Source organism: Streptomyces sp. NL15-2K (assembly GCF_030551255.1).
In the GTDB taxonomy this organism is placed as follows: Bacteria; Actinomycetota; Actinomycetes; order Streptomycetales; family Streptomycetaceae; genus Streptomyces.
The window spans coordinates 11150836-11163244 of record NZ_CP130630.1; the positions used below are offsets into that span (position 1 = coordinate 11150836).

General features: G+C 70.1%; 11 protein-coding genes. 8 read left to right on the top strand and 3 right to left on the bottom strand.

What is annotated here, in order from left to right; translation table 11 throughout:
- Positions 1–162: 162 nt before the first annotated feature.
- The 8 genes from Q4V64_RS48755 (at position 163) to Q4V64_RS48790 (ending at position 9160) form a co-directional block, all read left to right on the top strand.
- Entirely contained in the window at positions 163–1116 is a 954-nt protein-coding gene (locus Q4V64_RS48755) for an ROK family protein (protein WP_124444508.1), read from the top strand.
- Between the two features lie 293 nt (positions 1117–1409).
- Complete coding sequence (locus tag Q4V64_RS48760; RefSeq protein ID WP_124444509.1) at positions 1410–1601, top strand: hypothetical protein; 192 nt, start codon at positions 1410–1412, stop codon at positions 1599–1601.
- 147 nt (positions 1602–1748) lie between these two features.
- On the top strand, positions 1749–2792 hold the full coding sequence (locus tag Q4V64_RS48765) for an NUDIX domain-containing protein (RefSeq protein WP_124444510.1): 1044 nt from the start codon (positions 1749–1751) through the stop codon (positions 2790–2792).
- 294 nt (positions 2793–3086) lie between these two features.
- Complete coding sequence (locus Q4V64_RS48770) at positions 3087–4103, top strand: ABC transporter permease (protein ID WP_124444511.1); 1017 nt, start codon at positions 3087–3089, stop codon at positions 4101–4103.
- A gap of 82 nt (positions 4104–4185) precedes the next feature.
- Entirely contained in the window at positions 4186–5853 is a 1668-nt protein-coding gene (locus tag Q4V64_RS48775) for an ABC transporter substrate-binding protein (protein WP_124444512.1), read from the top strand.
- Between the two features lie 71 nt (positions 5854–5924).
- Positions 5925–6917, top strand: coding sequence for an ABC transporter permease (locus tag Q4V64_RS48780; protein WP_124444513.1), 993 nt, complete (start codon positions 5925–5927; stop codon positions 6915–6917).
- A 27-nt stretch (positions 6918–6944) separates the two neighbouring features.
- Complete coding sequence (locus tag Q4V64_RS48785) at positions 6945–8021, top strand: ABC transporter ATP-binding protein (RefSeq protein ID WP_124444514.1); 1077 nt, start codon at positions 6945–6947, stop codon at positions 8019–8021.
- Positions 8022–8047: 26 nt separating this feature from the next.
- On the top strand, positions 8048–9160 hold the full coding sequence (locus Q4V64_RS48790; RefSeq protein ID WP_253267387.1) for a dipeptide ABC transporter ATP-binding protein: 1113 nt from the start codon (positions 8048–8050) through the stop codon (positions 9158–9160).
- Here the strand turns inward: Q4V64_RS48790 and Q4V64_RS48795 are convergent.
- The 3 genes from Q4V64_RS48795 to Q4V64_RS48805 are packed head-to-tail and all read right to left on the bottom strand — an operon-like array spanning position 9123 to position 12291.
- Positions 9123–10160 (bottom strand): protein kinase family protein, encoded by a 1038-nt coding sequence (locus tag Q4V64_RS48795; protein WP_124444516.1) that lies wholly within the window; start codon positions 10158–10160, stop codon positions 9123–9125. The two genes, Q4V64_RS48790 and Q4V64_RS48795, sit on opposite strands and share 38 nt — an antisense overlap.
- 10 nt (positions 10161–10170) lie before the next feature.
- The gene (locus Q4V64_RS48800) at positions 10171–10875 is read right to left on the bottom strand and encodes an MBL fold metallo-hydrolase (protein WP_124444517.1); all 705 of its coding nucleotides are present in this window, start codon (positions 10873–10875) and stop codon (positions 10171–10173) included.
- Between the two features lie 60 nt (positions 10876–10935).
- On the bottom strand, positions 10936–12291 hold the full coding sequence (locus Q4V64_RS48805) for a dipeptidase (protein WP_124444518.1): 1356 nt from the start codon (positions 12289–12291) through the stop codon (positions 10936–10938).
- Between the last annotated feature and the right edge of the window lie 118 nt (positions 12292–12409).

A 12409-nucleotide genomic window follows, 5' to 3' on the forward strand; every position in this document is an offset into this window, starting at 1 on the left:
TATGAGGATGTGCCGACGAGCATAGAGCCTGGACAACGTTGTCAGATGCGGGGGACACTGTCCACCGCAATCTCCGGCCTGCGCCCCCACCGCGAGACCGGCCTGCTTTCCTCATGGTTGTTCTCTGGTTGTTCTCACGTCTGACGGGGAGATCCCACACTCATGCACACCGACCTCGTGGCCGCGCTCGACATCGGCGGCACCAAGATCGCCGGAGCGCTGGTGGACGGCCACGGCCGGATCCTGATCCGCGCCCAGCGCGCCACGCCCGCACAGGAGGACGGCGAGTCCGTGATGCGCTCCGTCGAGGAGGTGCTCGGCGAGCTGACCGCCGCGCCCCTGTGGGGTCGCGCCACGGCCCTCGGCATCGGCAGCGCCGGCCCGGTGGACGCCTCCACAGGCACGGTGAGCCCGGTGAACGTGCCCGGCTGGCGCGACTTCCCGTTGGTCCCGAGGGTCCAGGCGGTGACCGGGGGGCTGCCCGTCGAGCTGATCGGCGACGGCGTCGCGATCACGGCCGCCGAGCACTGGCAGGGCGCCGCCCGCGGCCACGACAACGCACTGTGCATGGTGGTCTCGACGGGCGTCGGCGGCGGCCTGGTCCTGGGGGGCCGGCTGCATCCCGGCCCGACCGGCAACGCGGGCCACATCGGCCACATCAGCGTCGACCTCGACGGCGACCCGTGCCCCTGCGGCGCGCGCGGCTGCGTGGAGCGCATCGCGAGCGGCCCGAACATCGCTCGGCGGGCGATCGAGAACGGCTGGCTGCCCGGCCCCGACGGCGACACCTCCGCCGCCGCGGTGGCCGCCGCGGCCCGGGCCGGCGATCCGGTCGCCGTGGCCTCCTTCGAGCGGGCCGCCCAGGCGCTGGCCGCCGGCATCGCGGCCACCGCGACCCTCGTCGAGATCGACATCGCCGTCATCGGCGGCGGTGTCGGCAAGGCGGGCGACGTGCTCTTCACGCCGCTGCGCAAGGCCCTCGGCGACTACGCGACCCTGTCCTTCGTCCAGCGTCTGACGGTGACGCCCGCGCAGATGGGCACGGACGCGGGCCTGGTGGGGGCGGCCGCGGCGGCGCTCACCCGGCGGGCGGACGCGACCGCCGCGGGGGTGTGACGGACCTCCGCAGGAACGTTCACTCGGGAGCTCGGCCGGCCACAGGGGTCGGTCGAGCTTTTGTATGTCTCGCTACGCGCCTCGAGTGCTTCGCCTTCCACCACGCCGCATGGCCGGAGGCCGCCGAGGGCCTGGTCCAGCGCCGGCGCGGCGCGTCCGGCCCCACCGAACGGGCCCCGGGGCTGCGGCGGCCGCCGCGGACGGTCCGGCTCCGTTCGTGAGCATCGGCGACACCGCCGTGATCACTCCGACACCGGGCGTGACCCCCGCGCCGTTCGCCAGTTGAACCCGGCATGAAGAAGCGCAGCATGCTCGCCATCGCCTCCCTCGCCACCGGCTTCGTCGTCGCGGCGGTCACCCCGTCCCACGCCCTGGGCCAGGAGCTGGGTCACCCCGACGCCGACAAGACCCTCAGCGACCTCGACCGCGCGATCCCCGACGACAGCCTGGCCGTCGACGACAAGGCACGCGGGCAGAACGGCTGACGAGGTACGGCACAGCACTACCGTGGCGCCGGTGCCCCCCGAGAAAGGGGGCACCGGCGCCACATGTCGTGCGCCCTCAACTGGGGCTGGTTTCCGTGGCAGGGTGGAGCGGGCAAGCCACAGGGGGCCAACAGAAGAGGGGGAAACGTGACCGTCGTTTGGATCAACGGCGCGTTCGGTGCGGGGAAGACCACCACCGCACGGGAGCTGATCGAACTGATCCCGAACAGCATGCTCTTCGACCCCGAGGTCATCGGCGCAGCGCTCACGCACCTGCTGCCGCCCAAACACCTCGCCGAGGTCGGCGACTTCCAGGACCTGCCGATCTGGCGACGACTGGTGATCGACACGGCGGCCGCGATGCTCGCCGAGCTCGACGGGACCCTGGTGGTCCCCATGACCCTCCTGCGGCAGGACTACCGCGACGAGATCTTCGGCGGCCTCGCCGCGCGCCGGATCAGCGTCCAGCATGTCCTGCTCGCTCCGGCGGAAACGATCCTGCGCGAACGCATCGCCCACCGCGAGGTCCCGCCGGACCTCTCCGACGGAGAGATACGCATACGGCAGTGGTCGTACGACCACATAGAACCGTACCGAGCCGCCCTCGCCACCTGGCTCGCCGCCGACGCCCATCCGATCGACACCAGCGCCCTCACGCCGTACGAGGCCGCCGCCCGCATCGCCGAGGCCGTGAACAGCGGCACGGTGCCGGTCTGCGACATCGTGCAGACACCCGAGCCGACCGCCGAGACCCTCGCGGCCGGCGTTCTCCTCTTCGACGAGCGGGACCGGGTACTGCTCGTCGACCCCACCTACAAGGCCGGCTGGGAGTTCCCCGGCGGCGTCGTCGAACCGGGCGAGGCGCCCGCCCGCGCCGGCATGCGCGAGGTCGCCGAGGAGACCGGGATCCACCTGGACGACGTACCCCGCCTGCTCGTCGTCGACTGGGAACCGCCCGCCCCTCCGGGCTACGGCGGCTTGCGCCTCCTCTTCGACGGCGGCCGCCTCGACTCCGCCGATGCCGGACGCCTCCTGCTGCCCGGGCCCGAGCTGCGCGACTGGCGCTTCGTCACCGAGGAGGAGGCCGCCGACCTGCTGCCGCCGGTCCGCTACGAACGGCTGCGCTGGGCCCTACGGGCCAGGGAGCGCGGGGCGGCGCTGTATTTGGAAGACGGGATTCCGATCGGCTGACATGCGGTGACATTCCCCGCCGCTCCCTGGTGACGGCGGGGACCTCGGCATGCCCGGACGAGCCGCCCGACGCAGACGTTGGCCCGGATCTCCCCAAGGGACCGTCCGAATACCTCCATGTCAGAGCTAACGAAACGTCCCACTCTCGTCAACTCTTGGCAACAAGCGCAAACAATCCCCTTTTTGCCCCTTATCCGTCTTGACCGGGCTCTCGGCGCGTTGCGAGAGTCCGCTCAGTCTCACGGCGCCGGCACCCGGCCGCCGACCATGCCTTTCACTCAGGGGCACATCCGCATGACGACTCCCTACCCTTCGGCGACCGCGCTTCCGGTCGACGAACCGGCGCCCGGCCCTCGCTCCGACGGCCCCGCCATCGCCGGACGATCCCCGGCCCGCATGGCCTGGAAGCGCATCAGGCGGGACAAGGTCACCATGGCCGCGTTCGTGGTGTCCGTCCTGTTCATCGTGATCGCGCTGCTGGCCCCGGTACTCACCGCGCTGACCGGCTGGGGGCCCATCACCCCGGACGGAAAGGCGATCGACCCGGACACGGGCAACTTCCCGCACGGATCGCTGGGAGGGATCAGCCTCACCCACCTGCTGGGGGTCGAACCGGGAACGGGATACGACCTGTTCGGCCGTATCGTCTACGGCCTGCGCACCTCGCTCTTCGTCGGCTTCGCGTCGGCCGTGCTGTCCACCGTCGTCGGCGTCGTGGCCGGGCTGGCGGCGGGCTACTCCGGCGGCTGGGTCGACTCCGTGCTGTCGCGAGTGATGGACGTGATGCTGGCCTTCCCGCAGCTGCTGTTCATCATCGCGCTCACCCCGGTCATCCAGAGCGCGCTGCAGACCAACAGCCACGGCGGCACCGACGAGAACCTCCGGCTGCTCGTCCTCGTCCTCAACATCGCGGTGTTCGCCTGGGCCTACACCGCCCGCCTGGTGCGCGGCCAGGTGCTGTCCCTGCGCGAACGGGAGTTCGTCGACGCGGCACGGCTGATGAGCGCCGGCCGGCGGCACATCCTCTTCCGGCAACTGCTGCCGAACCTGTGGGCGCCGGTCCTGATCTCCTTCGCGCTCGCCGTCCCGCAGAACATCACCACGGAGGCGGCCCTGTCGTACCTGGGCGTGGGTGTCATCCCGCCCAACCCGGACTGGGGAGCCCTGCTGTCGGACGCCTCCCAGTTCTTCCTGCAGGACCCGATGTACCTGTTCATCCCCGGCGTCCTGCTCCTCGTCCTCGTCCTGGCCCTCAACCTCCTCGGAGACGGCGTCCGGGACGCCCTCGATCCCCGCGCGGCCCGTAGCTGACGCGTTTTCCTCTGAGCACCGGCCGGACGGTCCCACCGCGGGCCGCCGAAGCCGAGCCCGTAATAGAACGGAGTGTTACCTCATGACGCGCAGAAGGCGCTCGATCGCCCTCACGGCCACCGCCGTGGCGATCGCCCTGGGGGCCACCGCCTGCGGGGGCTCCTCCAGCACCACAGGCAGCGGTTCCCCGACGAAGGGGGGCACGCTGACCGTCCTCAACCAGGCGGACTACGACCACCTCGACCCCCAGCGCGTGTACACGACGCAGGGCTCGAGCATGGACGAGGAGTTCGTCCGCACCCTCACCGGATGGGACGAGACGGGCTCGGCGCCGAAGCTGGTCGGCGACCTGGCCACCGACATCGGAACGCCCAGCAAGGGCGCCACTGTGTGGACCTTCCACCTGCGCCACGGGATCAAGTGGCAGGACGGCACCGAGGTCACCGCACAGGACGTCAAGTACGGCGTCGAGCGGACCTTCTCCCCCGACATCAACGGCGGCCCGCCGTACGCCAGTCAGTGGCTGGTGGGCGGCTCCACGTACAAGGGCCCTTACAAGGGGCAGCAACTCGCCTCCATCCAGACGCCGGACAAGTACACGATCGCCTTCCATCTGAACCAGCCGGTCGCCGACTTCAGCCAGACGACCGCCATGCCCGCGTGGTCGGCGGTGCCCAAGGCGCACGACACAGGCGCCACTTATGACACGCACGTCTGGTCCGACGGGCCTTACATGATCAAGTCGTACACCAAGAACAAGGAACTCGTCCTCGTCAAGAACCCGCACTGGGTCCAGTCGACCGACCCGATCCGGCAGCAGAACGTCGACGAGATGGACGTGAAGTTCGGGCAGGACCAGTCCGCCATCGACCAGCAGATCAAGTCCGACGCGGGCACCGCCCAGACCTCGATCATGCAGTGGCCGATAGCGGGCTCCGACCTGACGTCGATCGCGAGCGATTCGTCGCTCAAGTCGCGTTTCTACAAGATCCCGGCCCCGGGCATCAACTACCTGGCGATCAACACCACCCGGGTCAAGGACATCCGGGTCCGCCAGGCGATCGAGGACGCGATCGACAAGACCACCGTGCGCGGCGCCTTCGGCGGTTCGGCGTACGGGGACTACGCGAGCACGATGCTGAGCCCCGGCATCGACGGCTACAAGAAGTTCAACCTCTACAGCACGAACCCGGCCGGTGACCTCACCAAGGCCAAGGCGCTGATGAAGCAGGCCGGCAACCCCAAGCCGACCATGTCGCTCGCGGTGGAGAACAACACCACGCAGGAGCACTTCGCCGACGCGGTGAAGACCTCGCTGGGCAAGATCGGCGTCACCGTCAACATCACCCCGATCGACAAGGCGAATTACTTCAGCACCATCGACAACGTGAAGAACCAGTACGACCTGACCTGGGGCGACTGGATCGCGGACTGGCCGAACGCCTCCACCGTGCTGCCCGTGCTGTTCGACGGACGGCAGATCGCGAAGCTGCCGCAGTCCAACCAGGACCTGTCGTACCTGAACGACCCGAAGGTCAACGCGCAGATCGACAAGATCTCCAAGATGACGGGCATCAACGAGGCCAACACCGCCTACGGAAACCTGGACGAGCAGATCATGAAGGACGCCGCCGTGGTCCCGCTGATGTACATGAACTTCAGCGAACTGGCGGGCTCCAAGGTCGGCGGGGTCATCCCGGACGCCGTCCTCGCCGAGCCGAGCCTGGTGCACGTCTACGTCACCCACTGACGCATCCCTCTCAGGCCCGCCGGCGGACCCCGGCCGGCGGGCACCCACCTCACGTCAGGGCCCCGCGCGACATGTTTCGTTACCTCATCCGACGCCTGCTGGCAGCGGCCGCGATCCTGCTGGTGATCACCGTGATCACCTTCGTCATCTTCTTCGCGCTGCCCTCCGACCCCGCGCTCCTGGCCTGCGGGAAGACCTGCTCGCCCTCCCGACTGGTGGAGATCAGGCACTCGCTGGGCCTCGACCGGAGCTTCATGACGCAGTTCTGGGAGTTCTTCAAGGGGCTCTTCGTCGGCCGCGACTTCGGCGACCAGAGCGTGCGGGTGCACTGCGGCGCGCCCTGCCTCGGGGTCTCCTTCCAGACCGACACGCCGGTCCTCACCACCCTGCTGGGCGACTTCCCGGCGGACCTGTCGCTCGGCCTCGGTGCCGCGGTGGTCTTCGTCGTCCTCGGCGTCGGCCTCGGCACGGTCGCCGCGGTCCGCAGGGGCCGGGCCGCCGACAAGGCGGCGGTCGGACTGGCCCTGGTCGGCGTCTCCGTGCAGATCTACTTCATCGGTCTGCTGCTGCTGTTCCTGTTCGTCGACAAGTGGCAGATCCTGCCCGCGGCCGGCTACACCCCGTTCACCCAGGACCCGGCCGCATGGTTCCAGGGGCTCCTCCTGCCCTGGGCCACCCTCGTCATCGTCTACCTCGCGATGTACACCCGGCTCACCCGCTCCTCCATGCTGGACGTCTTCGCCGAGGACTACATGCGCACCGCCCGCGCCAAGGGACTACCGGCCGCGAAGGTCGTCCTCAAGCACGGACTGCGGGCCGCGATCACCCCGATCATCACCATCTTCGGCATGGACGTCGGCTCCCTGATCGGCGGCTCCGCGGTCATCACCGAGTCGGTGTTCGGCATCAACGGCATCGGCAAGCTCGCGGTGGACTCGGTGCAGAACTCCGACCTGCCGGTCATCCTCGGCACCACACTCTTCGCCGCCACCTTCGTCGTGCTCGCCAACGTGGTCGTCGACGTGGTGTACGGCCTCGTCGACCCCCGCGTACGCCTCGCCTGAGCCCGACAGCCGCGTAAGGAAAGCCCAGTGTCCCTGCAGACCTCTCCCCAGCCCGCGGACCTCGCGCCCGCGTCCTCCCCCTTCCTCGACGTACGGGACCTGCGCGTGCACTTCCCCACCGAGGACGGCGTCGTCAAGTCCGTCGACGGCGTCTCCTTCACCCTGGAGAAGGGCAGCACCCTCGGTATCGTCGGCGAGTCCGGATCGGGAAAGTCGGTGACCTCGCTGGCCCTGCTGGGGCTGCACAAGGGCACCCGCGCAACGGTCTCCGGCGAGATCCGGCTGGAGGGCAGGGAACTCGTCGCCCTCCCGGAGCGCGAGATGCGCGCACTGCGCGGCAGGACGGTCTCCATGATCTTCCAGGACCCCCTGTCCGCCCTGCACCCGTACTTCACCGTCGGCGCCCAGATCGCCGAGGCCTACCAGGTGCACCACAAGGTGTCCAAGAAGGAGGCCCGCGAGCGCGCCGTGGAGATGCTGAAGAGAGTCGGCATCCCGCAGCCGGAGCGGCGGGCGAAGGACTACCCGCACCAGTTCTCCGGCGGAATGCGGCAACGCGCCATGATCGCCATGGCCCTGGTCTGCGACCCCGAGCTGCTGATCGCCGACGAGCCCACGACCGCCCTGGACGTCACCGTCCAGGCGCAGATCCTGGACCTGATCCGCGATCTGCAGGAGGAGTTCGGCTCCGCCGTCATCCTCATCACCCACGACCTCGGCGTGGTGGCCGACGTCGCCGACGACATCCTGGTGATGTACGGCGGCCGCAGGATCGAGTACGGCAGCGTGCGCGACGTGCTGAAAGCACCCCAACACCCCTACACCTGGGGTCTGCTGGAATCGATGCCGCACCTCACCGGTGACGTCGACCGGCGGCTGAACCCGATCGCCGGCTCCCCACCGAGTCTGATCAACCCTCCGGGCGGCTGCGCCTTCCACCCGCGCTGCACCTACAAGGGCTGGGTGCCCGAGGGGCGTTGCACGGTGCAGCGGCCCGAGCTGCTGGCCGTCTCCGGCACGGACCGGCACCTCGCCGCCTGCCATCTCACCCCGGAGACCAGGAAAGAGATCCGCGGCCGCACGGCCGCCGGGGCCGCGCGGTGACGGCGGCGGACGAACAGGAGCATGCCGTGAGCACCACCGAGCACCTTCCCGCATCGCAGGCCGCGCCCACCACGGAGTCGCTGCTGGAGGTCAGCGGCCTCGCGAAGCACTTCCCCCTCCGGCAGGGCATCGTGTTCCAGCGGCAGATCGGCGCCGTGCACGCCGTCGACGGCATCGACTTCACGGTCGGCGCGGGGCGCTCGCTGGGCCTGGTCGGCGAGTCCGGGTGCGGCAAGTCGACCACGGGCCGCCTGGTCACCCGGCTACTGGAACCCACGGCCGGCACCGTCGTGTTCGACGGCGAGGACATCACCCACAGGCCCGAAGCCAGGATGAAGGAGGCGCGCCGGAACCTCCAGATGATCTTCCAGGACCCGTACTCGTCGTTGAACCCCCGGCACACCGTCGGCACCATCGTCGAGACGCCGATGAAGCTCAACGGCATCAACCCGCCGCAGGGCCACAAGCGGCGGGCCCAGGAACTGCTGGAGACGGTGGGCCTCAACCCCGAGCACTACAACCGCTACCCGAACGAGTTCTCCGGCGGTCAGCGGCAGCGCATCGGCATCGCCCGGGCCCTCGCCCTCAGGCCGAAGCTCATCGTGGCCGACGAACCGGTCTCCGCGCTGGACGTGTCCATCCAGGCCCAGATCGTCAACCTGCTGCAGGACCTCCAGCGGGAGTTCGGCATCGCGTTCGTCTTCATCGCCCACGACCTCGCCGTCGTCCGTCACTTCTGCGAGCGTGTCGCGGTGATGTACCTCGGGAAGATCGTCGAGGTCGCCGACCGGCAGGCGCTCTACACCCGACCCCGGCACCCCTACACGCACGCACTGCTGTCCGCCGTCCCCGAGGCCGACCCGGACGGCACCCGGCGGCGCGAACGCATCCGCCTGGCGGGCGACGTGCCCTCCCCGGTCGACCCGCCGTCCGGCTGCCGCTTCCGTACCCGCTGCTGGAAGGCCCAGGACAAGTGCGCGGCCGAGGAACCGCCCCTGGTCCGCCTGACGGGCAACAACGAAGGGCACTTGACGGCCTGTCACTTTCCCGAGGAACCGACGATCGAGGCGCGCGACGAGGACATCGTCCTCGACCCGGCGGTCACGGGGCGTGAGGAGACTTCGGCGGGTACGGCGTAAGCCTGCTCTCTTCCTGGAACCGCCGATTGAACTCGCCCATCACGGTGGCCGCTTGGGCGTGCCGCGCGATGACGTCGGCGGCGGCCTTGGGAATCCCCTCCGGCAGCGCACCGTCGGCGCACGCGCGGATGAAGGCGTCCCGCTCCTGCCCCCAGTACCCGTACAGGTCGGTGACGAGCCAGACGACCAGGTACGAGCGGGTGTAGGCGCGATCGTAGCCGCGGTGCCGGTCGACGAAGTCGCGTTCCTCGGACGTCAGGCGGTAGTGCGTGGAGAGGGAGAGGCCGTAGTCGGTGAGGTAGAGCTGCCTGCCATCGGTGAGGATGTTCTTGAAGTGGGCGTCGAGGTGCAGCAGTTCGTGCTCATGCAGAAAGGAGACGACGTCCTCCAGTCCCTGTTCGACCAGGGGGACGGCGGCGTCCGCGTCACCGGCTTCGAGGCGGGTTTCGAGCCAGTCGTGGAGGGTGTGCGGGATGTACTCCAGGAACAGTGTCAGGCTCGCGGACGCCGTCCGCCGGGCCTCGATGCGCTCGCGGACCTGCGGGGTGCCGCCCCAGTAGGCGACGGCCCGTTCCACGTCGGCCAGTTCGTCCGGGAGAGGGCGCGGGGTGTCCGGCAGGACCCGCCAGTGGTGCATCAGCGGGAAGCCGGCGAACCGGTCGGCGAGCACCCAGTTCGTGGTCATCGTGTGCGCGGCGAGTTCCCGCCAGGCGCCGAGGCCGGGGCTGGCGACGAGCCCGATGCCGTAGTGGAAGAAGGGCGGCAGGCCGAAGACGTTGGCGGTGGAGCGGACGTGCTCGGGCAGCAGTTCGGTGTCGGTGAGCGATACACGTTTCACGAAGACCCGGACGCCGTCGACCTCGATCAGCGTCGAACGTCCGCCGATCCCCGAGCCGTTCGGCGTGCCCGATGCCACCAGGTCCGCGAGTTCCCGGTCGCTGAGGAGGGAGAGGGCGGTGGCGACGTCGGTGTGGCGGCCGATGCGTGCGTCACTGGGCATGAGCCCATCCTCAGTGATCAGGGCCGTACGTGTCCGCCGATCTCCGAAGTGCCGCCGAGGCCCCGCCGATCACCGGATCGCCGTGGCCGAAACAGGCCAGGTCCGCATCCAGCGCCGCCAGCCGGTGGAAGGAGGCCACCGCTTGGGCGCGGTCGAGGTTCAACACCCCGAGCATCACGGCCCCGTCGACCGGGGAGGCGGCGACGGCGTCCCCGGTGAACAGCACGCCGTACTCCGGGAGGTGGACAGCGATACTGCCGTGCGTGTGCCCGGGGATGTGGAGGACGTGAGCTTCGCCGCCGAAGTCGAGCACCTCCCCGTCGGACAGTTCGGTGACCTTCGGCGGCCGCACGAAATCGCCCTGAGGCAGGTGCCGTAAGGCCTCCGCGTGGAGAGGGCGCTCCCAGTCCTCGAACACCGGTGGTGGGCCGGGGACTTCACCTCGTACGACCGGTGCGTCCAGGTGGTGGGCCAGCACCTCGGCGCCGGTCGCCGCGGCCAACTCGCCCGCCCCGCCGACGTGGTCCCAGTGGAAGTGGGTGAGCACGATCCGCCGTATGCGCCCGAGCGTGCCCGCGAGAGCGTCGACTGCCGCACCGGAGCCCGGCGGACCGGCATCGATCAAGGTCAACTCGTCGCCGTCGCGCCAGAGGTAGGCCTGACCGACCGGGAAGCGCAGGAGCTGCAGGCGCGGGAGGAGCTCGATGACGTCCATGGGACGACCGTAAGAGGACCCCCGCCGGGTGACGAGGGCCCTCTGCTCTCGGCAGAGCCGTCAGCTCGCCGCGTAGTTGCGCAGGAACAGCGCCTCCGCCACCGAGAGCCGCTCCAGCTCCTCGGGGGACACGCTCTCGTTGACCGCGTGGATCTGGGCTTCCGGCTCGCTCAGGCCTATGAGCAGGATCTCCGCGCGCGGGTAGAGGGCGGCGAGGGTGTTGCACAGCGGGATGGAGCCGCCCTGGCCGGCGTACTGCATCTCCTGGCCCGGGTAGGCGACCGCCATCGCCTCTGCCATCGCCGCGTACGCCGGGCTGGTCGTGTCCGCGCTGAAGGGCTGCCCCTGGCCGATCTGCTCGGTGCGCACCCGGGCGCCCCATGGCGTGTGCGTCTCCAGGTGGGCCTGCAGCAGCTTGGTCGCCTCCGCCGCGTCCACGCCCGGCGGCACCCGCAGGCTGACCAGCGCACGGGCGCTCGCCTGCACGGACGGGGTGGCGCCGACGACCGGCGGGCAGTCGATGCCGAGCACCGTGACGGCCGGGCGCGCCCAGATGCGGTCGGCGACCGTGCCGTCACCGATCAGCCGCACGCCGTCCAGGACCTTGGCGTCCTTGCGGAACTGCTCCTCGTCGTACCGCAGTCCGTCCCACCGCGTCTCGGGAGTGAGCCCGTCGACGGTCGTCGAACCGTCCTCGGCGCGCAGCGAGTCCAGTACGCGGATGAGCGCGGCCAGCGCGTCGGGGGCGGCGCCGCCGAACTGGCCGGAGTGCAGGTTGCCCGCGAGCGTGTCGATCCGCACGCGGACCAGGGTCATGCCGCGCAGCGTGGCGGTGACCGTCGGCAGACCCACACGGAAGTTGCCCGCGTCGCCGATGACGATGGTGTCGGCCTCCAGCAGGTCGGGGTGCTCCTCGGCGTACCGCTCCAGGCCGCCGGTGCCCATCTCCTCCGAACCCTCGGCGATGACCTTGACGTGGACCGGGACGCCGCCGTTCGCCCTCAGCGCACGCAGGGCCAGCAGGTGCATGAGCACGCCGCCCTTGCAGTCGGCGGCCCCGCGCCCGTACCAGCGGCCGTCCCGCTCGGTCAGTTCGAAGGGCGGGGTGGCCCACGCGGTCTCGTCCAGCGGCGGCTGCACGTCGTAGTGGGCGTAGAGCAGGACCGTCCTCGCACCCTCGGGGCCGGCCAGGTAGCCGTACACGGACTGCGTGCCGTCGGGGGTGTCGAGCAGGGCCACGTCCTCGAAGCCCTCGGCGCGCAGCGCGTCGGCGACCCAGCGGGCGGCGCCCTCGCTCTCGCTCCTGGGGAACTGGTCGAAGTCCGCCACCGACTTGAAGGCCACCAGCTCGGTGAGCTCCGCCTTCGCCCTGGGCATCAGCGAGGCGACGGTCTCGGCGACCGGATGCGACGACATGGGCACGCTCCTTGTGGGTGCGACGTTGTACCGATGAGTGCCGCCGATCCTGCCACAGCGGTTCGGGACGGCGGTCCGCCCAGTGGCCTGGGGCGACGTCCGCCGTAGGATGCGGGAG